At 51.8% G+C, this 25,181-nt stretch carries 15 protein-coding genes; 14 read left to right on the top strand and 1 reads right to left on the bottom strand.

Features of this window, described 5'->3' with window-relative positions; translation table 11 throughout:
* Positions 1 to 35 precede the first annotated feature (35 nt).
* The 7 genes from ABGV42_RS28345 (at position 36) to ABGV42_RS28315 (ending at position 9,027) form a co-directional block, all read left to right on the top strand.
* Positions 36 to 1,538 (top strand): cobyrinate a,c-diamide synthase, encoded by a 1,503-nt coding sequence (locus ABGV42_RS28345; protein WP_347384704.1) that lies wholly within the window; start codon positions 36 to 38, stop codon positions 1,536 to 1,538.
* 164 nt (positions 1,539 to 1,702) lie between these two features.
* Positions 1,703 to 2,425, top strand: a complete 723-nt coding sequence (locus ABGV42_RS28340; protein WP_347384703.1) for an SDR family oxidoreductase — start codon at positions 1,703 to 1,705, stop codon at positions 2,423 to 2,425.
* 75 nt (positions 2,426 to 2,500) lie between these two features.
* Complete coding sequence (locus ABGV42_RS28335; RefSeq protein ID WP_347384702.1) at positions 2,501 to 3,139, top strand: ThuA domain-containing protein; 639 nt, start codon at positions 2,501 to 2,503, stop codon at positions 3,137 to 3,139.
* A 72-nt stretch (positions 3,140 to 3,211) separates the two neighbouring features.
* Positions 3,212 to 3,592, top strand: a complete 381-nt coding sequence (locus ABGV42_RS28330) for a phasin family protein (protein ID WP_347384701.1) — start codon at positions 3,212 to 3,214, stop codon at positions 3,590 to 3,592.
* A complete protein-coding gene (locus tag ABGV42_RS28325) occupies positions 3,593 to 5,263 on the top strand; it encodes an ABC1 kinase family protein (protein WP_239301669.1) in 1,671 nt (556 codons plus the stop codon).
* A gap of 538 nt (positions 5,264 to 5,801) precedes the next feature.
* Positions 5,802 to 7,250, top strand: coding sequence for a SulP family inorganic anion transporter (locus tag ABGV42_RS28320; protein WP_347384700.1), 1,449 nt, complete (start codon positions 5,802 to 5,804; stop codon positions 7,248 to 7,250).
* Positions 7,251 to 7,455: 205 nt separating this feature from the next.
* Positions 7,456 to 9,027 carry a DEAD/DEAH box helicase gene (locus ABGV42_RS28315; RefSeq protein ID WP_347384699.1) on the top strand — a complete coding sequence of 524 codons (1,572 nt, stop codon included), beginning with the start codon at positions 7,456 to 7,458 and terminating at the stop codon, positions 9,025 to 9,027.
* Positions 9,028 to 9,502: 475 nt separating this feature from the next.
* Here ABGV42_RS28315 and ABGV42_RS28310 read toward each other — a convergent pair whose 3' ends face one another.
* The gene (locus tag ABGV42_RS28310; RefSeq protein WP_347384698.1) at positions 9,503 to 10,435 is read right to left on the bottom strand and encodes a hypothetical protein; all 933 of its coding nucleotides are present in this window, start codon (positions 10,433 to 10,435) and stop codon (positions 9,503 to 9,505) included.
* Between the two features lie 433 nt (positions 10,436 to 10,868).
* Here ABGV42_RS28310 and ABGV42_RS28305 point away from each other — a divergent pair, with 433 nt between their 5' ends.
* The 7 genes from ABGV42_RS28305 to ABGV42_RS28275 all read left to right on the top strand — a co-directional run bounded on the left by ABGV42_RS28305 (position 10,869) and on the right by ABGV42_RS28275 (position 25,077).
* A complete protein-coding gene (locus tag ABGV42_RS28305) occupies positions 10,869 to 12,662 on the top strand; it encodes a vWA domain-containing protein (RefSeq protein WP_347384697.1) in 1,794 nt (597 codons plus the stop codon).
* Positions 12,663 to 12,717: 55 nt separating this feature from the next.
* Positions 12,718 to 16,107 carry a tubulin-like doman-containing protein gene (locus tag ABGV42_RS28300; protein ID WP_347384696.1) on the top strand — a complete coding sequence of 1,130 codons (3,390 nt, stop codon included), beginning with the start codon at positions 12,718 to 12,720 and terminating at the stop codon, positions 16,105 to 16,107.
* Between the two features lies 1 nt (position 16,108).
* The gene (locus tag ABGV42_RS28295) at positions 16,109 to 18,553 is read left to right on the top strand and encodes a transcription initiation factor TFIID (RefSeq protein ID WP_347384695.1); all 2,445 of its coding nucleotides are present in this window, start codon (positions 16,109 to 16,111) and stop codon (positions 18,551 to 18,553) included.
* 73 nt (positions 18,554 to 18,626) lie between these two features.
* Entirely contained in the window at positions 18,627 to 19,910 is a 1,284-nt protein-coding gene (locus ABGV42_RS28290; RefSeq protein ID WP_347384694.1) for a vWA domain-containing protein, read from the top strand.
* A gap of 21 nt (positions 19,911 to 19,931) precedes the next feature.
* Positions 19,932 to 20,579: a beta-mannanase gene (locus tag ABGV42_RS28285; RefSeq protein ID WP_347384693.1), complete on the top strand. Its 648-nt coding sequence runs from the start codon at positions 19,932 to 19,934 to the stop codon at positions 20,577 to 20,579.
* A gap of 47 nt (positions 20,580 to 20,626) precedes the next feature.
* A complete protein-coding gene (locus ABGV42_RS28280; RefSeq protein WP_347384692.1) occupies positions 20,627 to 21,886 on the top strand; it encodes a TRAFAC clade GTPase domain-containing protein in 1,260 nt (419 codons plus the stop codon).
* Complete coding sequence (locus ABGV42_RS28275) at positions 21,883 to 25,077, top strand: hypothetical protein (RefSeq protein WP_347384691.1); 3,195 nt, start codon at positions 21,883 to 21,885, stop codon at positions 25,075 to 25,077. Before ABGV42_RS28280 ends, ABGV42_RS28275 begins: the two co-directional genes overlap by 4 nt.
* The last annotated feature ends 104 nt before the right edge of the window (positions 25,078 to 25,181 follow it).

Below are 25,181 nucleotides of genomic sequence, written 5' to 3'. Positions count from 1 at the left end.
TGCGGTTTTGTTATATCTCAGAAAGGTGGAAATTGATGATGAGCATTTCAAATCAACATGCCAGACCCCGACTGATCATCGCCGGAACGGGGAGCGGGGCAGGAAAAACGACGGTGACCCTGGGCCTGATGAAAGCACTGGCTCGGAGCGGAATGAGCGTACAGGGCTTCAAGTGTGGGCCGGATTATATTGATCCTACATATCATACGGCTGTAACGGGTAGAGCATCGCGGAATCTGGATGCATGGATGACATCCCCGGAGTACGTAAGAAACGCATTTGCCAAGGCGTCAGCGGGACATGATATTTCCATTATTGAGGGTGTCATGGGATTGTACGATGGCAAGGATCCTCTAAGCAATACGGGGTCTACGGCGGAGATCGCCCTCGTTACACAGACTCCGGTTATTCTGGTCGTGGATGTCCGCAGCATGGCACGTAGTGCAGCTGCCATCGTGCTTGGTTTTCAGCAGCTGGAGCCAGAGCTTAACATTGCTGGTGTGATCGTCAATCGCTGCGGAAGTGCTGGCCACTACAGTATCGTGAAAAAAGCCATTGAGCAGATGTGCGGTATTCCTGTGGTGGGCTGGCTGAAACGGGAGGAGGACATGTCGATTCCCGAGCGTCACTTGGGGTTGGTCCCTGCCATCGAGCGAGGGGAACTGGAGCCGTTATTTGAGCGGGCAGCGGACGTGCTGCTGGAAGGCACCGATCTGGATGCCATTGTTGCCATAGCCAAGGCTGCCCCTTCTATAGAAGAGTTAGCCATCAGCCGCGAGAATGTCTCAAGGCAAAACTCAGATTCTCTGTGGTCTGGAGCCGACTTGAAGAGCAGCGGAGACAGCGCGTCAGGACAGCCCGATGAACGAGAGATTTCGTCCTATCCAGTCATCGCCGTTGCGCGGGATGCCGCTTTTAATTTCTATTACCCGGACAACCTGGAGCTGCTGGAAGCAGCCGGAGCCCAATTAAAGTACTTCAGTCCTCTTGCAGGGGAAGGCATACCGTCTGAGGCAGATGGCATTTATCTTGGCGGGGGCTTCCCGGAGGAGTTTGCGGCATTGATCGCAGATAATGTGTTATTTCTGGAGGGACTGCGCGAGGCCGTTCGTGGTGATATGCCACTGTTTGCGGAGTGTGGAGGTTATATGGTGCTCGCGGAAACGTTAACAAACCGAGAAGGGCTAACATATAACATGGCAGGCATTATCCCTGCCCAAGTACAGATGCAAGCGAAGCGTGCAGCACTCGGATACCGCGAAGCCAGAGCTGTAGAGGATTCCTTTTTGCTGGAAAAAGGTGATGTCATACGGGGCCACGAGTTTCATTACTCAACTATGACCTACCAAGAGGAAGGCAGCATTCCCTATGCTTATGAGACTAAGGGATTACGGGGTATGAAGCAGGAGGGATATGCCAGAGGTAACGTTGTAGCCGGGTATACCCATATACATCTTGGTTCTCATCCGGGTGTGGCAAAGAGATGGGTATGGCATTGTCTGGCATACCGACTGAGAAGAAGTGGTCAGCATATTTGAAGAGAGATTTTTCTGGTTAAGCAATAACAGAAAAGAGAATTCTTCACGCGTCACATCATGAGACTTTGGTCGTGAAGTTGAGCTTTCCTGTTTACAATTAGAGGTTTTTGCCTGACCATGTGGAATGAATTAAAGACAGATTAACCTTGCGAGGGAGGGATAGCATGGTGAAAACCGTATGTGTAACCGGGGCGGCGCGTGGTCTGGGATTGGCACTGACAGCGCAAATGCTGAAGAGAGGATACACCGTATACGCTGCAGGTCTAGGCATGGAGGAATCGGAAGGAATCCGTCTGCTCACGCAGGCTTATCCGAAGCATCTTCGGGTCATTGAGCTGGACATTGCCGATGATCTGTCCGTTGCGCTGTGTACCGAAACAATTAAACTGGACACAGATCATTTGGATATGCTGATCAATAATGCGGCTATACTAGGGAATATTGAGGATCATGTCCGCGGACCACTAAACTTTGCCGAAATGGCGGAGGTATTCAATGTGAATACCCTGGGTTCGCTGCGTGTAACTCACGCTTTGCTGCCCCTCCTTCTTGAGGGAGCGAACAAGCTGATCGTAGACATTTCGTCGGAGGCAGGCAGTATTGAGCAATGCAGCAGGCATGGCTGGTTCGCCTACTGTATGTCCAAATCTGCACTGAACATGCAGGCCCGGCTTGTGCATAATGGGCTCAAGGATGAAGGTGGACAGGTCATGCTGATCCATCCCGGGTGGGTGCAGAGCTATATGAGCGGGGAACTGAATACCGCTGCAGACCTCACGCCAGAACAATCGGCACAGCACATCGCAGCACTCATTGACCGCCACAAGGATTTTATGGGGGATCAGCCTGCGTATGTAGACTACAAGGGGGACGAGCTTCCCTGGTAATCTTGTTTATAAAGTGAGAGGGACTTTACGCTATTTCTCATTTTATATAGGTTTAACATGAAAGGAGTTTTATTAATGGACCATCGTAAAAAGGCATTGTTACTCGGCGATTATACACATCCGGACTGGCATCCGCTGCAGGATGTCGACGCAGAGATCAGCCGTATTTTTCATGATAGCATGACCGTGCAGTGCAGCGAGAATCGTAACATGCTGCTGCAGGAAAATATATCGGGATTCGATGTATGTATTTCATACATGGACGATTGGAAAGGGAAAGTCTCTCCTCAGCAGACGGCTGGATTGCTGTCCTACGTGAGCAATGGAGGTGGACTGGTTATTCTACATAACGGGATTTCGCTCCAAAATCGTTATGAACTCAAGCAAATGATTGGTGCGAAATTCCTGCATCATCCACCGTATGCTCCGTTGGAGTTTACCGTAACGGAACATAAACACCCCGTGACCGAGGGGATTACCGGATTCACCATGGAAGAGGAGCCTTATCTGTTTGAGTTCGGATCATTTGCCGAAACCACGATCCTGCTTGAATATCAAACCGAGGAAGGTCCTAAGCCCGCGGCATGGGCACATACCTATGGGCTGGGCCGGATTGTGTACCTTATGCCAGGACATCATGTGCCCTCTTTTGCAAACGAGTCTTATCGCCAATTGATTCTGCAGGCCGGCAAATGGGCAGCGCGTTACGTGTAACCTGACCAATTCTTTGTTGTGCTGGTTATAAAGGGTATAATATAGAGATTAACGAAGAGGAGGATGACAAGAATGAGCGATTTGTTCAAAAAGGCGATCTCATTAGGGTTGGGTCTTACCGTCGTAAGTAAGGAAAAAATCGAAAAAACCGTAGATGAGCTGGTCAAGCGCGGGGAACTTGCGCCCGGTGAATCCAAAGCCTTGGTAGAGCGTCTGATGGAACGGGGCGACGAAGAACAGGGCCAGCTCAAGCGAGTAATTCATGAGCAGGTCAAGCGGGTGCTTCAGGAAGTAGGCGTGCCTTCGGAGAGCGATGTGACCAGTCTGGAACAGCGCGTTGCGGTACTGGAGAAAAAGCTCGCCGAACTGGGCCACACACCACAGCTTCAACCAGAGGTATCCCCAGCTCCACTTGAAGTTCCTCCTCCGCACAAAGGAAACGAGATCGAGTAGATGGCTGTGCGAATTAAACATGTCGGCAGATACCGGGAAATTGCCATGGCGCTGGTGCGTCATGGCTTCGGTTATATGGTCGAGGAGCTGGGGCTGTTCCAGCTGCTGGCCATACCCCGGCGGTGGATGTCACGTGAAGCACACACGACCAAAACGCTTAGTGAACGGATCAGGCTGGTGCTGCAGGAGCTGGGGCCGGCTTTCGTCAAGCTGGGGCAACTGGCAAGCACAAGGGCGGATCTGCTGCCTGAGCCGGTCATCCGTGAACTGGTGAAGCTGCAGGATCAGGTACCGCCTTTCTCTTCGGAAACGGCACGGGGGATTTTGGAACAGGAATTGGATACACCGCTGGAAGAGATCTTTTCCCGGTTCGAGGATACCCCTGTGGCTGCAGCCAGCATCGGGCAGGTGCATCTGGGCAAGCTTCGAAGCGGTGAGGCAGTCGCCATCAAGATCCAGCGTCCCGGCATCTCACGGATTGTACAGCGTGATCTGGACATTCTGCGTGAGCTGACGGCAATGGCGGAGAAGCGATGGGACTGGGTGAAACAGTATCAGATTCCGCAGATGGTAGAGGAATACGCCCAGGCACTGATGGCTGAACTGGATTACACCGTCGAGGGACGGAATACCGAAAAGATCGCCCAGCAGTACCAACAGGATAACAAAGTCAAAATTCCGCTAATCTACTGGGATCAGACTTCTTCTCGCGTGTTAACCATGGAATACGTGGAGGGCATCAAACTGAATGATCGTGACGAACTGGTCAGACGTGGACATGACCTGAATGACATTGCCCAGCGATTGGTGGATTCCTTGTTGAATCAGATCTTTATTCATGGATTCTTCCATGCGGATCCGCATCCCGGCAACCTGATGGTATTGAAGGATGGACGACTGGCCTTTATCGATTTCGGCATGGTCGGCACACTGAGCGACGAGATGAAGCAGCATCTGGCTTCGCTCATCATCGGATTGATGCGCAAGGATACAGACAGCATGATCCGTGCGATTGAGAAATTGGGCATGATGCCTGATGATATGGATCTCCGCGGCCTCCACAACGATCTGGACAAGCTGCGCAGCAAATATTACGACATTCCCTTTTCCAAAATCAGCGTGGGCCAGGCGCTCAATGATCTGTTTGGTGTCGCGCAGAGACACCGGGTTGTCATGCCAGCCGACATTGTGCTGCTGGGGAAATCGCTGCTCACGATGGAAGGTGTGATCGAACATCTGGATCCATCGCTCAGCATCGTGGATATGGCTGAACCCTTCGGCCGGAAGTTGATTAAGGACCGGTTCAGTCCGGGCAGAATCAAGAATCGGCTGTTCCGCAGTGCGGCTGACATGGCTGAGAGTGTCATCGGACTGCCGGGGCAGCTCCGGCAGCTGTCCTCCATCATCAGTAAGGGTAAGCTGCGGCTTGAGGTCAGCGTACCCGAGCTGGAGACGCTGATGCGCAGGCTGGACCAGATCAGTAACCGACTGTCCTTCAGCATCGTGCTGCTCGCTTTTTGTATCATCATGGTCGGACTCATTATTGGTTCCTCGATTAGTCATCAGTCAACGATGCTGTGGGATATTCCGGTTATTGAGATCGGCTTCCTGGTTGCCATACTGATGGTGGCCTTCCTGCTCTATTCCATATTCAAATCGGGAAGATTCTAGATTAATAAAGTAGTAGGAAGAGTTGTTAATGCTCCTTAGCGAAGGAGCATTAACAACTCTTTTTGTATGGAAAATAATGCATTCTCAATAAAACAGATAAATAGAGCATAACCGAGATATATTATAAAAATAAGAGATATCCCAGGATAATCTATCGTTAGCGAAGATATAGCCTGTTCGTATAAAAGGATCGTCCTGTCTATAATAATAGGTCAGTACATAACGGACCCGGTCTTTCTGAGAGGGGAAGACCAGAGACATCAGGAGTCAGTTTCTGACGTCTTCTAAGCTAGAACCTGAATGATGTAACAGAACCATTCGGAACGCACTGGAACGGATCAAGCAGAAGGCTACAGACTTCGGACAATGAATTGCCGAAGAAGAGCTTCTGATATTCAACATGTACAGGCCATGATGCGGAGGGAGTGTTCCGTTGTTTTGTGCTGCCCTGTCGTGGTTGGTCAGTGACGTGCCGAGCTGCTGCATTGCAGGTAATCAACCCACGGGGTTATACGTGTAGGAGGAACGGCAAGAACATATGAATACGTTAAAACAACAATGGTTTGGCAACATTCGCGGTGATGTGCTGGCAGGAATTACAGTAGCGCTGGCGCTGATTCCGGAAGCCATCGCCTTCTCCATCATTGCGGGTGTTGATCCCATGGTCGGATTATACGCATCGATTACGATCGCAATCGTGATCTCGATTGCAGGCGGAAGACCAGGGATGATCTCGGCTGCTACGGGCGCCATGGCGGTGCTGATGGTTGGTCTCGTCAAGGATTACGGCGTGGAATACCTGTTTGCGGCCACGATATTGACGGGGATTATTCAGTTTATTTTGGGGATTTTTAAAGTTGGAAAGTTCATTACGTTTGTGCCGCATTCGGTGCTTACCGGTTTTGTGAATGCCCTGGCGATTTTGATCTTCATGGCCCAGCTGACGCATTTTACAGGCGCGAACTGGATCATGTATGCGATGGTCGCAGGCACGCTGGCAATCATTTATATTTTGCCCCGGTTTTTCAAAGGCATTCCGGCTCCTCTCATTGCGATCATCGTAATGACGATTATTACGGTGGTGTTTCATCTGGATGTGAAACAGGTTGGCGACATGGGGAATTTGACGAGTACCCTCCCGATGTTCCATCTGCCCAATATTGAGTGGTCCTTCAACACGCTGATGATTTTGCTGCCCTATTCATTCACTATGGCGTTGGTAGGTTTGCTGGAATCATTGCTGACCGCTACCATTGTGGATGAAATGACGGAGACCAAGAGCAGCAAAAACCGTGAGGTGCGCGGTCAGGGGATTGCCAACTTCGTTAACGGGTTATTCGGCGGAATGGGCGGCTGTGCGATGATCGGACAATCCGTCATTAATGTGAAGTCTGGCGGCCGGGGACGGCTGTCCACATTTACCGCAGGAGCTTTTCTGGCCATCCTGTTGCTGCTGCTCAGCGGAGTGGTGAAACAGGTGCCGATGGGTGCGCTGGTAGGTGTCATGTTTATGGTGTGTATCGGTACGTTTGACTGGAGTTCTGTCAAAAATATTGCACGTGTTCCCCGAGCGGAAGCCTTCGTTATGGTGGTCACGGTGGTTATCGTAGTCATCACTAACGATCTGTCCATCGGTGTATTGGTCGGCGTTGTGCTCAGCGCCCTGCATTTTGGGTGGAAACAGGCCAAGATCCGTGTTCATTCCAGCCAGGAGCAGGGACAAAAGGTATATCGCGTTCATGGTCCGTTCTTCTTCGGTTCCTCATCCCGCTTCGTGGATCAGTTCCATGCCGAGACGGATCCGGAAGAGATCACGATTGATTTTGGTGGATCACATATCTGGGATAACACGGCAGTTGTTGCCATAGGTAAGGTGAAGTTCAAATATGCGAAACTGGGCAAAACGGTGCATCTCCGGGGCTTGAACGAGGAAAGCTCGCGCTTGCTGGAGAGAAGCGGGTTTGCGGTCTCACAGAGCCATGGGTAATTGGAATAAATAACCTCTTGGACATAAAATGCAGTAAAAGGGTGCCGGAACATGTCCGGTACCCTTTTGTTTTGCTGGACAAACGTGTAAACTACACGGTATGGAGAAAAAGAGCAGACGGACTGATTGCTTTTTGAAAATCCATTTCAATGGGAAGAATACATGGAAATGGGCTTATCTAAATGAACATACAGAGGTGTAACGATTGGCAAACTTTGAACAACTGGGCATTCGCCCAGAATGGTGCGAAATCCTGAAACATCAGGGTATCGCCGTGCCGACACCAGTACAGGAGCGCTCGATTCCCGTACTGTTAGGCGGACGTGACATTATTGCTGAGGCACAGACAGGTACAGGGAAAACGCTGGCTTTTTTGCTGCCGATTATTCAGAAAATCAACGTATCGGACCGCTCGCCGCAGGCCTTAATTATCGCCCCTACGCGTGAGCTGGCCTTGCAAATTACAGAGGAAGCGAAGAAGCTGACGGCGAATGACGATAAGCTTCATGTGCTTGCTGTGTATGGCGGACAGGACGTGGAGAAACAGCTGCGCAAGCTGCAGAATGGCACTCAGATCGTCATCGGTACGCCAGGACGGCTGCTGGATCACCTGCGCCGTGGCACGCTGAAGCTGGATAACGTGAAGAAACTGGTGCTGGATGAAGCGGACCAAATGCTGCACATGGGCTTCCTGGAGGATGTGGAAACCATTCTTCGTGAACTGCCACACAAGCGTCAGACGATGCTGTTCTCGGCAACGATGCCGAAGGGCATTCGCAACTTGGCGAAGAACTACATGAAAGATCCTGAAGACGTGAAAGTATCCTCGAAATCGGTTATCCCGATCAATCAGATTCGTCAGCAGGTGCTGGAGTGCACGGATCGTGGCAAGTTTGATGCACTTCGCGGCATGATTGATACGTATCGCCCGTATCTGGCGATTATTTTCTGCCGGACCAAGCGACGCGCATCCAAACTGAATGAAGATCTGCGCGAAGCAGGATACGAAAGCGACGAGCTTCATGGGGACCTCTCCCAATCCAAGCGTGAGAATGTTATGAAGGCGTTTCGTGACGCAAAACTGCAAATCCTCGTTGCTACCGATGTGGCTGCACGCGGACTGGATGTTGAAGGCGTAACGCATGTATTTAACTATGACATTCCACATGACGCGGAAAGCTATATCCACCGGATTGGTCGTACGGGTCGTGCTGGCGGGACGGGCCTTGCTGTGACGTTTGCAACACAACATGACAGACCGGAGCTTGCGCGTATTGAGGAAGGAACCAATCAGAAGCTGACCCGGATCCAGTGGACAAGCGATGGTCCAGTGGCCTCAACCGGAGCAGCCAGACGTTCCATCAACAGTCAAGATAATGATGAACGTTCGGGTGGGCGCTCTGCCGGAACAGGCAGTGCCCGTCGTGGCGCAGGCCGTAGCGGCCGCAATGAAGGCGGACGTGGAGGTCGTGGCTCCCGCGGTGGTGAAGGTGGACGCAGCGGTGGTCGTAGCGGCGGCCGCAGTGGCGACGAGCGCAGCGCAGGTCGTGGCTCCGCACGCAGCAGCGACAGCAGTCGCGGTTCGGCACGCAGCGATAGCCGCGGTGCGGGTCAAGGCGGACGCGGGGCAGGTCGCAGCGGCGATGAGCGCAGCAGCGGCTGGGCTGGCCGCAGCGCGGACAAGCGTAGCTCCAGCCGCGAGGGCAATCGCCGTCCGGAATCCGCAGGACGCGGACCGGCCAAAGGTGACCGCCGCGATTCCCGTCGCGGACGGTAAATCTTTGTCGTCAGCGGCAGTGCAGCCGCGCTGGACGATGAGTTTGAACGTCAGGCAGAGGAGAGCAGCATGGCGAGAGTACGAGAGGACTCGGGTACTGATGTACCGAGTCCTCGATCAAGGGTCGCGACGGAATTTCGTCGCGGCCCTTTTTGACATGCATATACACAACCGGATTTCACTTATGTCGTACGTAATAACTTTTATGCACATCGTTGAAATATCCATCCGTGTAAATCATAAGTGTCGCAGATTGTGGGCAGATAAGGATTTCCAAGACATAAATTTTCCAAACATCAAAACACCTCATCCTAGACCTAAGGATGGGGTGTTTTTTCAGCGAAGCTTATATGATTAAAATCATGCAATTACAAGCCAGTCCCGAGAGGTATGCAGGGGTAAATCCATCTCGGTTCGTCTATATAAGGGGAATGAGTTTGCACTAATTTACGTATGCAACCCACATGCATCAGCTCTAGACATGAACATCTGCAGCGTTGTCCCGATATTTCTCGTTATATACTCTCCCAACGGATTCGGCCAAACCGCCACGTGCCTTGCCAGGATACAGCTCAAGAGTACGATAGAGACGCATGAATCGATCTTTGGGCATAAAGCGTGCGTAGCGGGTAATAAGACTTGGGAATAACTCAATATATTTGCTTTTACGCACAGCCGCGGCAGCTACCGCGGTCAGAATCTGAATTCCGTTGTGCAGCTGCAAAATATTAACTTCGTATGTGGCGATATACCGGATGGCATCTTCACGGATCAACTCCGGTTTAAGCCGGGCAATTTCGCCGATATATTCGGCGAGCAGCCGCTCGAAGCTGTGCAGCAGCAGAGGTTGGAGCTGCAGATCCATATCACTTCGCAGTACGAAGGATTGCAGCAGGGCAACCTGTTGAAGACGTATTCGATCATTGTAGACGAGCGATCCAATCTCTCGCAGCATCTCGTAAGCGAGTGCCTCGTCTTCTTTGCGGGCTTCGGCCACGAGTGCCCAGTTTCGGTTGATACCCTGACGGATGTCTTCCCGGTCTTCGTTTAACATGCGCTTCATTTGCCGGTTTTGCTGGGCAGGGAAGGTACGGTGATGCATGAAGATGAGCCATCCGATCAGCAGCAGGGTTACTGTGGCTGCCATCATGGTCTGATCCGTGGTTTCACCAAAATAGGTGGCGGCAGCTCCGAGGATAGCCGCAAGGAACAGATCGCGTGCAATCCGGCGTTTCACTCGTGAGCCGGCACGCTCCTGGACAGAAACGAGAGCGCTGCGACCACAGGAGGTACACTCCTCCTCCCACAAGCAGGTATATTGTCCGCAGCGCTTGCAGACGTGCAGCTTTTCAAAAGCATATGTCGTTCGGTTAAAAGGTCTGATGGATACCACTTGTTTGGCACTCATGCTTAATCACGCTCACCATTCAGTATAGTGTATAGGGTACGGTCCGAATCCTCACGTGTTACGGGTTTACGGCCCTGGAAAAAGAGCGAGATCCCTTTTATAAGGACAAAAAGAAACAATATGGCGAGGCATCCGTATGTAACCATAATCGATTCCTTTCTAGGCATAGTCGTTATGCAGAATAGTGTAAATCCGAAACAGGGTTTCGTTATATTGCAGTTTGCTGGCAATAACTATATCATATTTCCATAGTTGGAATTAAAATGCCAGCAAAAGCGCCAAATGGGTCGATTTTTGTCAATCATTACAAAACTGTAACTCAAGATAGGGGTGCTTTTCAGAATATATTAGTAGACTGTTAAGATTTCCTTAAGGCTTGACGCCTATAATAAACTATTCCCATTTTAATCTCAAACGTGAAGGAGTACACCCAATGCTGCGGACACGCAAAATACGCTGGCTCAGCGGAACCCTGGTTCTGCTGACATTTCTAACGCTGCTGCTGCCTAAGGCGTTGCTGCCCCAAGCTGCAGCTGCTCAGGCACAGACGAGCGGGATCGACGCGGTGCTTGTAGCCGATGTAAGTAACTCGATGAATACAAGTGACCGAGACAAGATCAGCAATGAAGCCATGAAAATGTTTATTGATATGCTGCCGGTCCAGGGGGACAAGGTAGGGATTGTTGCTTATACCGATCAGGTAGAGCGGGAAAAAGCGCTGCTGGAGATTCAGTCCGATGCGGACAAGAGCAGCCTGAAAGAATTTATTGATCAGCTCGGCCGCGGGCCATACACTGATATCTCTGTCGGGGTAGCTGAAGCGGTGAATGTGCTGAATCACAGTGCAGATGCCTCGCACTCACCCATGATCGTACTGCTTGCAGACGGCAACAATGATTTTAACAAAACCAAAGGTCGCACCCAGGCGCAGTCTGATGCAGATCTGGCGAAGGCGGTCAAGGAAGCACAGGGTCAGGGCATTCCCGTATATACGATCGGACTGAACGCAAACGGTAAACTGAATAAGGGTGCGCTAGCCGATCTGGCCAGTCAGACGGGAGGCAAGTCATTCATCACCGATACGCCGGATGATCTGCCGCAGATATTGAGTGAGATATTTGCAGATCATGCCAAGCTGAATGTGGTGAAACTGCCTTCAATCACAGGGAACGGGAGTTATCAGGAAGTTACCGTGAACGTGCCGAATGACAGCGTGCTTGAAGCAAATATTTCGATTATGTCATCCAAGCAGGTGGAGATCGAATTGACCGATCCTTCGGGCAAAGCCGTGGATCTGAACTCGGATGCAGCCAAGCTCTCGACATCCAAAAGTTATTCACTGGTCAAGCTGCTCAAGCCTCAGGAAGGCGACTGGAAACTTCGGGTAAAAGGGGCTCCGAAAGACAGCATTGATATCAACCTGCTGTTCAACTACGATCTGCAGCTTGTTGTGGACCCAATTAAGACCAAGTCCTATACGAAGGGCGACAAGGTGGATCTGACGGCCAAGTTGGAAAATGGAGGTCAGCCACTCCAGGATAATGATCTGTATGCAGATATGAAGGCGACATTGGTCGTGACCGATCTGGATACGAACAAAAGTGAGGAGCAGCCGCTGGAGAACACGGGCAGCGGTTTTGCAGGTACCTTTGAAGTGCCGGACAATCATAACTATGAACTGGTAATTCGTGCGGAAGAAGACAGCTTCTACCGCGAAAGTGCGCCAATCACCATCAATGCAGGAGGTACGGCAGGCGCGGGAACGCAGCCAACCACTTCAGGTGGTGAGCAGGACAAGCCGTTTCCGTGGTTACCTGTTATTTTGGGAGTCCTAGCCTTGATTGTGGTTGCAGTTGGTGCATGGTTCCTGATGGGCTGGCTGAAACGCAAAAACCGCGGCTTTGTCGGTCAGATCATTGTCGAAATTCGGGATGAGAACACCGGAGACAAGTCCTATCCGCAATACAAAAAGCTGGCATCCTTCCGGGGCAGATTCCATCTGCACCAGCTGTTACAGCTGGATCCGGAATTGAAGGAAACCGAGAAATATATATTTACGCCCAGCAACGGGGATCGATTAATAATTCGCAACACCGCAGGCGGTACATTGGAGAAATCCGGACGTGCCGTTGATGCAAGCTCAGGCGTTGAACTGAAGAACGGTGACCGGCTGAGCATCCCGCTGCAACAGGCGGATAAGACGATTTTGATTGAGTATCTGGTATAAGAAGTTTCGAATGCCTAAGCAAGGCATGTGCGTTGAACAAAAGGGAGGACATGGAATGAAACCAATTGTCAGAGAACATATTCAGCAGCTGGATGTATCGCTAGGCGGAGGGATCGTCAGCGAAAAGATCAGGGTCGATACGATTGATAACCCAATCCTGATTATCGGTCTTGGAGGAACGGGGATTGATGCGCTGCTGCGTCTCAAATACCAGATTAACCGCCGCTTCAAGCTGCCTCAGGATCCGGTATCCAAGAAAAAAATGGACAAGCCGGACAACGTGGAATTTCTCGCGTTTGAAACCAACGAGCAGGATCGTGCGAAGAAGTACAAAGGCATCGGGCTTGATCCGATTAACGAATTCGTCCTGCTGTCCAATGCCGAGATTGGCGGACTGCTGCAGAACCGCAGTGTGCTTGAGCCATATATTACAGACTGGCTGTCACCGGAACTGAGCATCACGGACGGCATGAATGGAGCAGCAGGGGTACGCCAGGCTGGACGTTTGCTGCTGTTCACCAAAATCAATCAGGTCGTACAGGCGATCGACAAAAAGATTAAAACGTTATCCGTAGGCACCAACAAAAAACTGATGGTGTTCCTTCTGACCGGTTTGTCCGGCGGTACGGGCAGTGGCTGCTTCCTCGATATCTCCTATATCGTGCGCGGTATCATTGAACGAGATCACGGTTCTGCCGGGATCGACCGCGTCAACACGCTGGGGTACCTGTTTACGCCAGACGTGAATCTATCGAACAAAAGCTTGAGCGAACATACTCGCGAGTACATTCGCAAGAACGGTTATGCTGCGCTCAAAGAGCTGGATTACTGGATGAACGTGGACAGCCGCGGGGAGCGTTTCACGCAGAAATACGGCAATATTCTAAACGTCAATTCACCGCTGCCGCCGTTTAACCTGTGTCACCTAATTTCGGCAACGAATACGGAAGGCAAGCTGCTGGAGAACGCCTACGACTACTGCATGAACGTGACGGCCGAGAACATCACCAACTTTATGGCCAGCGAGGAGAAGCAGTCGGGCGAGGAATTCGCCATTCACGATTATATCAGCAACATCCGTACCAATATTGCACAGATGAACAAGGCCTATCCGGCCAACTATGATTACAACATTATTGGTGCCTCCTCGGCAGTACTGCCGATTGAAGAGATGACCACCTATCTGGCATACCGGATGTTTGACAAAATGAGCACCATGTTCTCCAAAGCGCCGAACCAGGAGGACACGGAGAAGTTCGCCCGCAAGCTGGGCATCGATCTCGAAAGTGTCGTGAAGTCCTTCGAATCCCGCGTGCCAGAGCCGCTGCCGGGTTATCAGAACAGCGAACGCCTGTCATACAGCAATGTCGTGAAATCACAGGTGGTGAACATGGACACCGAGCTGGAGCAGAACTTCCTGGCCCGTGCCCGCGAGGAATATATCAAGGCGAAGAAACAGCTGCCGGGTGAGATTGCAGGTCAATTTACCGAACAGATCCGGCGCATGTTTTTGCATCCCGAACAGGGTCCTTTCTACGTCTCCCGTCTGATCTACACGGAAAAAGGGTTCTGTATACTGAAGATGATCCAGTCGTATATCGAAACCCTGCGAGAGAATGCATTCCGGATTCCACGTGACATTGAGGCTGCGCAGGAGCAGTCCGAGGAGAAGCTGGGCGACGCGAAGAGTGCCTTTGTCTCCAAAGAGAAGAAAAAGAATGCTTATATTGAAGCTAAAATTCATGAATACTGGCTGCACGCCGACGTGGAACGCAACGATCAGATGATCGAGTTCTATGAGGATCTGTATGAACTGCTGAACCAGGAGAACAGCCGCATCTACAATGTGTTTACGGAAACGCTGAATGCACTCAGCTCGATCTTCTCCAAAAATGGGGATATTCTGACGCGTGGTGAGGAGCAGTCCGATCACAAAGGCAACAAAACCTACTATTGGAACGTTGTTAGTGTACCGGATATCGTCAATGTGGTGGATGGACTGCTGGACAAACGTGATACGGATGACCTGATCCGCGACTTCTCCCGTGAACTGCTCGAGAACTCGAATCAGTGGGTCAAGGAGAATGAGATTGACGTGGTCAGCTCCATTTCAGACTTCCTCACCGAGAAGTTCGGGGACCTCATTACCCGCTCCATGGAAGATTTCCTGGTGATTAAGTATGGGCAGGACGAGTCCGTCGAGAAATTCGTAGAGCGTCACATCGCAGGCAAGCTGGATGATGAGGCCGTTCCGGTGTTCAACCTGAGCAACAGCACAGGCAGTCTGCATTTCCCATCATGGGGATTCGTCTCTGTGCCGACACAGGCACCAGGCATTCTCAAAGGGATTCGCAACTATCAGAACAATGCGGTGGGCAAATCCCACTTTACCGTCAAGGAAAGCGAAGTCCGCAACCGGATTTTCTGGCTGAACACGCGCAACGGGGTGCCGCTGTTTGTGTATACGCCGCTTAAAGTCTATGAGGAAAGTTATGAACGCACCATTTTGGACAAGGAAGGCATCGGCCGCCATCTGGTACAGACGGAGAAAAACAACTGGACCTATCTGCCATCTCCGATTCCGGAAAAGTCCTGGGGCGATGTATACGAGAATGCCCGGGTGAAGCAGTATAACGCCCGCGTACGTACCGAATTCGAGCAAGCGATTGGATACAACATCATTACAGCCAAAACGATCGACGAAAATACGAGCAATCGTTATGCCGTCGTTACAACGGAACCGTTTGACCTTGCCGCGAAGCTGAATGCTTATGACATGCGTCTGACGTCGACGACTCCGAATCTGGGTGAGGTAAAACGCGCAGTTACGGAACTGAAACGTCTGCAATCCGAAGGGCTGCCGCGTGTAGGGGTTAAGGATATTTTCGGCAGTATTAATGAAGATATGGCCAAAGAAAACCTGGTACGTTCCCCGCAGCTTATCGCACGGGTACGTGAAGAACTCGCGAAGATGAATGCCATCTCGGCCAAAGTGGCTGAACTGGAAGGCATTCTGGCACAGTATCAGGATGAGGAACAGTGGTATGATCGCTTCATCGAAGCTCTGTATACAGATACCATTGTCAAAAAAGGCGCACTCTACGTCTACGACCGCGATCCGGAAGAAGATGCCTGGGAACCGTTCGCGAACCTGATGAAGAGCCGCAACTTTGCCGAGTATGAAGTGTTCGGCAACTTCCGCGGCCTGTCCGAGAAAGATCGCAGTACACTGCTGCGCAAAGCTTCCCGCCGGGATAACGAACTAACGGCTTCAGAGGACATCGCTCCACTGCTGGCCAAACTGGATGATCTGGCTGCCCTGTTCATGGAATCGCGCGACCGTCTCGAGTACGAACGCGTGGAGCTGGCGAACGGTGAAGACATCTATCAGTTCTACAGAACGATGTCGTCGAAGCTGAATGACATCCGCAGAAGGCTGAAGTAACATGGGTGCCGGGATGGAGTTCAAATTGAACAATACCCTGAAGCGGGATCTGGAGAAGTATGCAGCACAGTATGCGGCAGAGCAGGAGCGGCAAGGCAGCCTGGGTGATGGACGAAGCAGCATCCATTACCCGGCCCTGTTTCTGTTTGTAGGCGACCTGGCCGAACCGGCTATGGCTGCTGTGCGGGAGATCAATCAGTTGAAGTGGGATAACGGAGAAGGTGTGGTGTATCTCCAGATTGGAACAGAAGGCCGGAAGGAACAAGGTGAACGGGTGGATCGTGATTCATTGGAAGATGGTCAGGTGACCCGCCATACCTTGCCTCTATCCACCGCGCAAGCGGAGCGTCCTTCGAAGACCATGCGCAAGGATGTACACCGCAGCTTTCACGATTCGGAACAGGCGCTCTTCGGTCTGAATCGCACGTTACGCCGGGTGAGCAACCGGATTGCAGAATACGGCCGGTTATATTCATCGTTTGACCGGATTTACGTTACTGTCGTGACAAGGGCAGATGATCCGCTGAATGTGCTTCTGCCGGAATTGACCAAGCTTACCGAAACCATTTTGGCCCAATCATTCAAGTCGGTTCAGACGGATCTGCATGTGCTGGTCAGTGAGATGGAGCAGGTGGATTCCTTCGGATATGCAAGTGCAGCCGGACTCGCCTTTTTACGAGAACTGGATTATATGCAAGCACTGGACTACACGTTCAGCGGTAATCTGCTCGTAACGGAAGATGGGATTTCTATTCCCGTAGTGCACCCTTCTTCGCCTCTGTTTGATCTTGTCTATATCCTGTCTGACAAAAATGAGCGAGGAACCGGCGTGGCCGGGGGATGGATAGAGAATGCCGAGATTATCTGCAGGATCTGCTTGCTGAAGAACCGGAAACAGGATCCCGATGCGTTTGGTGCCGTTGCAAGCACAGGGGCCAATACCTACAATAATACGTCGTTCAAAAACAACATTCGTACCACCTCGGATCAGCATGGCTATGCCAGTGCGGGTTTTGCGGAGATTAGACGGCCCAACCAGCCGATCGCACTCGCGGTATTGTATCATCTATACCGCTATCTCCTGGATCGGATGCGGCAGGAACCGGAATGGAGCATGAAAGACAAGCTTGCTTTCTTTGGCCTGGATGCGGCATCCGTTGAGCGTAAGGTGGAAGGCCTCCTGCCTGAACAGGATCTGGTGGGCGGCATGAGCGGCATTATGACGCATAATGTCAGTTTCTCCGATCTAAAGCCGCTATCGCTGCGTGAAGCGGAGCGCGCGCTATTTGGCCAGGGAGCAGAGGCGTATTTCCGTGATAACATGGTACGTCCGGCCGAAGAACGTCTGCGTCAGCGCAGCAGCCAGGGTTCCCTGCTCCGTCAGGCAGAGCAGTCACGGACGGACTATCCGGAGATTGGCTATTTCCAATGGGCGTCATGGAGTGACAGCAGCCCCGGGAGCGTACGTGAGGCCTTGCTGGGACTCATTCGCGACAAATCGGTTAAGCTTGATTCGGCACGAGCCCTGCTGGAACAACGTCAGCAGGAGCAAGTAGAGGATCAGCCGTTCAAGCGGGCATTATTCCGGGACAAGCAGAATGTCCGGAATCTGATCGATTGTTTGCTGGAGAGAGTGTATGTACCCAAAGTCGAATTGTTACGTCTGGAAAATGAACTGCAGTTGTTCCGGATCTACGATTCGGACATGGAACAGCTTCATCGCTTCAGCCGCAATGTAACGACAGCACTGGAAGCGCTGGAACGCATGCTGCGTGAAACTGCAGAAGAACGTATCGCTGCCGCGGATGAATATATCGGACAGAATGTCATGGAGTATTACGGCAAGGTGACAGAAGCGCTGATAGCCGATTTGGAGGCCAAGCGCGGCCGCGATGTATGGTTCGAGGAGCGTTATATGGGAGACATTAACCAGCTTGCTGCCGAAGGCCATGAGCACCTGCTTCAACGTCTGATGGAGGTATGTCATACGTTGCTGCTCTCAGCAGAACCGCTAAGGCTGCCTTTTGAGGAAGAGCTGCTGCAGCGGGCGAATGTAACGATCACCTATGGGGATAAAAACGTATTGACCCGCGATGATCTGTTCCGCAGGTTGTATCGCACGCTGGAAGATCAGGCGGTTGTCCGGATACGGGTATTCGATTATACCCAGGAACATCGGTATGAAGAAAAGTATTTCTTTGGTGATCATCACAGTGCTTTCATGGATTATGCGGCGCATGCCGAGGAAACGTCCCGCATCTATAAGCTGGGCGTTGTGTACGAAGAACGCAGCAGCGGTGTGGAAAAGTTGAACCTGATGGGAGGGTTCCATCTGGAGGATCTGATGGTGTATCGCAACGGCAAGGTATATTACGACTCTTACACGGAGAACGGCTATGAGCTGCACCCCGCGGGCCTGGCTGATAAACTTTTACCTATGCGTTAGACCTACATGTCATGATCGACTCCGGTATTAATTCAGCCTATGATGGGCTGGTTTGGAAAGGATGCATGCAAACATGCAGCGAAAAATCAATCTTCTCCTGGTCCTATTCAGTCTGATTGGCGGAGCCGTGGGATTTGCGGCAGGAGAAATCATGCTGCATCAGTGGCTTGGGGAAATGCCTCGCCTGCTGCTGATGGGATTATATTTCGGCGTGCTGGCGCTGAGCGTAGGCCTGTTCTGTCTGCTTGCCGAGATGATCTCACCCAAGCTGAACGGGTCTTCCTGGAAGCTGAGATATCTTGGCTTGTCGTGGAAACTGCTCGTTCCGGCAACACTGGCGTTCCTGTTTGTCGTTGGACTGGTATTTCAACTGTTGTATCAGATCAATCCAGGCGGCGTGAAGCAGGTGAAGGACATCGTGCTGATGATCGACAACTCGGGCAGCATGTCGGAAACGGACCCGGATAATGGGCGTTTCGAGGCAGCCAAGACGTTAATCAATCAAATGGAAAGTGATAAGCAGGTAGCAGTCCTTACGTTTGATGATCAGCCGCAGCTGCTTCAGCCTTTTACCGCACTAGATAGTGAAGCGGCAAAAACAGAGGTGAACGGCAAGATCGATGGCATTGTCACAACGTCGGGTGGTACAAACTTTGATGCCGTGCTTCGGGAAGCCATGGAACAGGTTCAAGGCAAGCAGGACCCTAAACGAGGGACGGTAGCTATTTTACTATCGGATGGATTCAGTGAAGCAGATACTTCGGATATTTTATCCCAGTATGCGAATGAACAGATTGCCGTGAACACGGTTGGTCTCAGTCTGGTCGACCCGTCGGGTACCGACTTGCTGCGCAGCATTGCTCAGCAGACAGGCGGTTTGTACTATGATGTGCCGGATTCCGGCGGTCTCAACGTGGCATTTCAGCAAATTTACGATACGATTGATGAACGGACGCTGGTGACGGAACGTACGGGCATGATGGAACACAGCACCTATCTGGCCATCTTCCGCGTTGCCGCTATGCTGCTGATTGGCGCAGCATTGGGCGTATCGCTTGGGCTGGTGTTCGATAACCGCCATTTGGCAGTCAGCTTCGGCATTGGTGGAGCGGTGTCAGGCCTGCTTGCAGGGCTCTTGCTGGAATGGGGGCTGGACGGTTCTTCTGTAGGGAATGCCTTTGTGAGACTGGGTGCGATGCTCATACTATCAGCAGTACTCACTCTGTTCACTTGGATTATTCCAGTCAAGGAGAATACGCCGCGGAAGAACAAGGGTCGCCGTGAGGCAGGCAGGGGAACTCCGACCGCAGACGGATTCGGTCAGCGGGGGAGAGACACACGCAGCAAAGGATTTTAAACATCGGGAGGTTGGCGACACATGCGATATGCAGATGCGGACCCTTCGGTACCTCTGATTCGCAGACTTACACTTGCGGTGGATGATGGTGACTGTACTCTGCGCTGGCTCTGGCCCGAAGGTGTGGAAGCCGTGTACGTGGAGCGGTTGGAGCTTGAAATGGTCGAAGGCGGACAGAGCAGGGATCAGACAGTTCCTGGCAAGTTGAAACTATATACAAGAGAAGAATACAAGGCGAGTAACGGATATACGGACCGGATGACAGGGTTTGGTGCCATCCGGTACACGATACATGTTTGCCGAATGGAGGAAGACGGTCCGGTGCTGCTGCGTCAGCAGAATGACGAGAATATGGTCATCGCCAGTGCAGGCAAGGCGGATATCCGTTTCTCCATTCGGTACAAAAGCGGTTTTTTTCAAAAACGAAAAAGTGTAATCATGACTGTAACGGCTGAAGTACCCGTGCCTAAGGAAGCCCTTTGTTATGTACGCAAGCAGGGCGGAGTTCCACTTCATAAGGAAGATGGCACGGTGTATCCTTTTGTCAGTGATTTTGCTCCAGGAAGAAACGAGATGCCGCCCGTGGAAGTGGCCAAGGATGACTATGTGAGGCTGTTTTTCACGGACGGACCGAAATACGGAGCCGTTTACCGCCTAATATCAGATTAGATGAATGTGAGGCAGCTCGGGCTGCCTGAACAGGGAGGGGAGTGGCTATGAGCTTTTTTAGTCGGTTTTTGAAGAAACAACAGCCCGTAGAACGGCCGCTGTTTTACGATATTGTCTGTCCGTATTGTTTCAGTAAGTTTTCGCCTGAAGAAGTGGTGTTCCGGGCTGCGCATCACCGGGATGACGATGAGGATTATGCACTGGGGGAAGATGCGAAGCTCAATCGGTATCGCGAACGATTTGGGCTGGACACGGTATTCGATATGGAAGCCGTTCTGGCTCCGCATGATGTGCCTGAAGAACATCGCATTTATTCGGATAACATTGTGATGGGACTGAATGACCGGTATGGTGTCGTTACGCGGCGCCGGTTGTGCCCGCATTGTCATAATGAGCTGCCGGTAACGGCAGGTAAGGCGCCAAGCAATATCATTTCCATTATTGGGGCATCTCAGGTGGGAAAATCGGTGTATATGACTTCGCTGATTCATACCCTCCAGCATTATACGGCTGACCATTTTGATGCGGCGTGCATGCCGCTGAATGCGGAGATTAGCCGCAGGTTCCGCGCAGATTACGAAGAACCGCTGTTCGAGCGCGGAGATCTGCTGGATTCCACGCAGAAGGAGAAGCTGCAGGAGCCGTTTATTTTTCAATTCGTATTTAAGGATGAAGATAAGGCACCGCTGACACTGGTCTTTTTTGATGTGGCGGGTGAAGGTATGGTGGAGCAGGATTATCTGGGTCTGCATGGTCAGCATATTAAGAACTCAGCTGGCATTCTGTTTATGGTGGATCCGCTCCAGATTCGGTCCATTCGGGACAAGATCCGCATTAACCTTGGCAACGAGCCGGGCGAGTGGACGCCGCGCTATGATGAACCACGCGATGTTGTGCTGACCCTGTTCGGTGATTTTATCGCTTATCAGGATAAAGCCAAGACGGATATTCCTACAGCCGTTGTACTTACCAAAAGCGACATGCTGCATTCCCTCAAGGATGAAGAGGGGGATTATATCAAATCCAACAGCAATGTATTCCGCAATATGGTACACCGCGACTGGTTTGATCTGACCGAATTTGAGAATATCGACGGGGAGATTCGGCGCTTTATCGAGAAGGTGGATCGTCCGTTCAAGGGCACGATGGATGTGTACTTCAAGGATACGGCCTATTTCGCGGTATCTGCGCTGGGCAGCAATCCGGTGGATATGAAGCTGCAGGGCGTTGTGAGTCCCATTCGTGTGGACGAGCCGTTTCTGTGGCTGCTGTACAAGCTGAAGTACATTGAGGGGAGAGTGGGATGATGCGTTCTTCCATGACCCCGCCCATTGAACAGCAGATGTACACAAGAGAGCGGCGCGGGGTGTTTCGCACGACGGAGGGGTTCGATACAGTTGCGGCATCGCCGGGACTGGACCCTTCTTTTATCAAAAAAATACTTCATCCCTACTGCGTCTATGACGCGCCAGCGGAGTTATCAGGCCGCAGTGAGAAGGACCAGGCGAAATTCCCACCATCCATTCATCTGATTCATCTGGAAAGCGGGGAGACCATCCTTGGTCAAAATGTGTACCAGTCTGCTGATTTTACCGGGCTGCGCAGCGCCTTTTTTGCACACAACTATGTCCTGTCTCCGGAACGATCCGAGGAACAGATGAAGCAGGGAAATTGGCTGGATGCCGTGTTCGCCACGTCATATGACATCGAACAAGGCACGGTATTGCCGGCCCTGACGGAATTGCCGGGTGCACCACTGAATGGCCGAGAGGCTGCCACTGGAGCAGGAGCAGGCACGAGTGTCCGTTCTGTAGCGCCAGCTGATATGCTGGCTGCACTGAAAATGAACGAGACGCTCTTCAAACGCCTGCTCTACGCCGTCATGCAGGCTGTAGCGACCCGGCGGAAGGTATACATTGCACTCGACCTGCCTGCCGAGGAGATCTCTGCCGGAGCCAAGGAACTGCTTCGCCTCCTCTATGCAGCGCTGCCTTATGCGTTCAGGCGGCAGCTTGGCTTCATGACATTTGCCAAGGAGCCACAGGCCAAAAAGGGAGTCCATCTTCAGTTTGTAGAGCGGGGTACGCTCCGTCCCAAAGATCGAAATACGGAAAAGGACTTCACCTTCGACTTGGCTACGGGCAGGGTTTCCCATGCGGATGTGTCGGTTGCCCAGCTTCCCTATGCGGAGTTTGCCTGGTCGCTTTTGCAGGATCCGATTGCGGCAGATGCCTTTTATACCTTTGCAGACGAGATGCTGTCCGGCACAGAACCGGGGCGGGAGCTTTCCATCCAGGCATATGGGGAACTGTCCATGTTTTATCGTCTTGAGCAAGGGATGGAAGAACTCTACTTGAATGATAAGGGCGGGGTCCTGAGCGGGCTGCTGACCTATCTGAAACCCGAAGGTGGCGTACAGCGACGTTCCCGCTTGAATGAACTGTTTCTCACTCTGCTCAGCCGGGAACTGGACAGCGTCAAAAGAGAGAACGTACCTGAAGAGGCGGTCGCCTCACGCATCGCGGAATATTTCCGCGTCGCTGCGCCTGTCGTCCAATCCCGCATCGTGGATTATTTCATCTATGCGTTGAACAATGCCAGGTCTCAGAAGCGGATGAGGGCCGTACAGGAATTGTATAATCTGCTGGATCGAGATTCCGGGCTGAGTCGTGCCTTCTTTGATAAGGTTCTGGCCAATGAATCACTGACAGAACTGCTGTTTGAACCTTATCTGGACAATCAGCTGAAACGCACCGAGACCGCTTCAGATGTTATAAGTGTGATCGAACGCTGGGTAACTACGCATACGTCCGCGGTGCACAACAGCTTCCTGCTCGAACGGACAGCGACGGAGCTGCGTGAACGATTATGTTCTGCGCCGAATCCAGTCCATGCTGCGAGTGAAGCACTCAAGCGTGTGAGTGTGCTGGACCGGGTTTCATCTGACATGCTCGTGGGCGAGGGAATTAAGGCCCGAATTGGACAGTCTCAGACGGTAACCCGATCCAGCCCTTCAAGTGGAGCTAAGTCAGCGGGACTATCCACATATCAGGAAGAACTGACACGTCTGGCCGACAAGCTGGCTTATGTCATCAACCTGTTTTTGATTCAGGATCTTGATCTGGAACGGGTGAATCGTGAGCAGCTACTCAGCATTGATATTTTGCTGCATGACAGCGAGGTACGTGATTGGGCGGCGCGTCAGGGGCAGGATGTAACGGCTCGTACAAACATGATGCTGGCAGCCAGAGCATGGCTGAGCGGCGAAGACCGTGAAGAAGAGGTGCTTGAATCACTTAGTCATGCGGAACGGAATGAACTTCAGCGTTGGGTCCGCAGATGGCTCGCAGGGGAACTGCGGGATCAACCGGGGACACCTGCATATGAGGCACTGCCGCTGGCTTTCTACCGGGGAGGAAACGGCAGCAAGCTGGACTATGCAGGGCTGATTGAGTTTGTCCGCAGCAGCGCTGACGGGAAAGAAGTATTGTATTCATTTTTCGAATGGTCGGGGAACCAAAGGTTGTTCATGCGGAGTTCCCAAGCGAGCAAAGCGTATTCAGATGCCATTGTAGCCTATTTCAAAGATCATGACCGTGAAGCCTTTAAGTCCAAGTCGGCATTCAAGCCATATTATACGAGAGCGAGTAGAACGATGAAGCCGGTTTATGACCGGGCCAAGAACGAACTCTCATCACCGCTTGTGCGCATGCTGACAGGCAAAAGGAAAAATCTTTTTCTAGGATCGGTTATCGTCATTCTGCTCCTGGGTATTACTGTGGTTACGTATGCCCTGACAGTGAATAAAACGGAAGCACCAGAAGCGGCACCGCCATCGACACAGGAGCCCGTGGTTCCAGCAGAGCCCGAGGTGCAGTTAGCTGAGCAGATTGCTTATGTCATAGCGGCAACCGAGGTGGATGGCACGAAGACCGAAGCACAATTGGTGATCCGTTTCAGGAATGAAGCGGACAGCAATGCGTTACTGCCTGGCCCGCTTGAATTAACCTTGCAGGATGGCACGACGCTAGAGATGGATGGCACATCGGACTGGGAGAGTTTTAACCGGAATGAGGACCCGGATACGGCAGGATCAGCAGAAGATACAACCTCTACGGAGGAAGCCGATGGGGAACCGTCCACCGGATCGGTGAATGACGATCTGCAGGGTGAGGAGTCCGTTCAGGGGACAGAATCGAGTACGGCAGATGACTCTGCTGAAGATTCAGCGGCAGGCACTGAGGCGAGTGGAGCTTCCGGCTCTGCGCAAGGGGATGAAGACCCCGAGGGGGGGACAGGTACCCCATCATCCGATTCCTCTGTCAACTCAGGGGGATCAGGCTCGTCTTCTTCAACAGCATTGACGGCTGCTGAGGCGGATCGTCTGTATCCTTACGGTCAGCAAGTGCCGCTGCCTGATGAGGTTATTCCGGAAGATATCGTAAGTGTCCAGAGCGGCACAATGGTTATCCAATTGGTGCCAGAGCCTAAGCTGTAGGACCGTTATGATTTGTTTTTAACCAAAATGAAATCATTGCAGGATGACCTTCGATTATAAATCGGGGTCATCTTTTTTTTGACTTTTCCTGCTCCCAATCCTTT

The organism is Paenibacillus pabuli (assembly GCF_039831995.1).
Classification (GTDB): Bacteria; Bacillota; Bacilli; order Paenibacillales; family Paenibacillaceae; genus Paenibacillus; species Paenibacillus pabuli_C.
The sequence above is the reverse complement of the archived record's forward strand: the minus strand, read 5'-3'. Positions and strand labels throughout refer to the sequence as shown.

Coding starts and splice junctions, on each gene's coding strand:
- ABGV42_RS28345 (WP_347384704.1), top strand. CDS start 36: ATGATGAGCATTTCAAATCAACATGCCAGACCCCGACTGATCATCGCC.
- ABGV42_RS28340 (WP_347384703.1), top strand. CDS start 1,703: ATGGTGAAAACCGTATGTGTAACCGGGGCGGCGCGTGGTCTGGGATTG.
- ABGV42_RS28335 (WP_347384702.1), top strand. CDS start 2,501: ATGGACCATCGTAAAAAGGCATTGTTACTCGGCGATTATACACATCCG.
- ABGV42_RS28330 (WP_347384701.1), top strand. CDS start 3,212: ATGAGCGATTTGTTCAAAAAGGCGATCTCATTAGGGTTGGGTCTTACC.
- ABGV42_RS28325 (WP_239301669.1), top strand. CDS start 3,593: ATGGCTGTGCGAATTAAACATGTCGGCAGATACCGGGAAATTGCCATG.
- ABGV42_RS28320 (WP_347384700.1), top strand. CDS start 5,802: ATGAATACGTTAAAACAACAATGGTTTGGCAACATTCGCGGTGATGTG.
- ABGV42_RS28310 (WP_347384698.1), bottom strand. CDS start 10,435: ATGAGTGCCAAACAAGTGGTATCCATCAGACCTTTTAACCGAACGACA.
- ABGV42_RS28305 (WP_347384697.1), top strand. CDS start 10,869: ATGCTGCGGACACGCAAAATACGCTGGCTCAGCGGAACCCTGGTTCTG.
- ABGV42_RS28300 (WP_347384696.1), top strand. CDS start 12,718: ATGAAACCAATTGTCAGAGAACATATTCAGCAGCTGGATGTATCGCTA.
- ABGV42_RS28295 (WP_347384695.1), top strand. CDS start 16,109: ATGGGTGCCGGGATGGAGTTCAAATTGAACAATACCCTGAAGCGGGAT.
- ABGV42_RS28290 (WP_347384694.1), top strand. CDS start 18,627: ATGCAGCGAAAAATCAATCTTCTCCTGGTCCTATTCAGTCTGATTGGC.
- ABGV42_RS28285 (WP_347384693.1), top strand. CDS start 19,932: ATGCGATATGCAGATGCGGACCCTTCGGTACCTCTGATTCGCAGACTT.
- ABGV42_RS28280 (WP_347384692.1), top strand. CDS start 20,627: ATGAGCTTTTTTAGTCGGTTTTTGAAGAAACAACAGCCCGTAGAACGG.
- ABGV42_RS28275 (WP_347384691.1), top strand. CDS start 21,883: ATGATGCGTTCTTCCATGACCCCGCCCATTGAACAGCAGATGTACACA.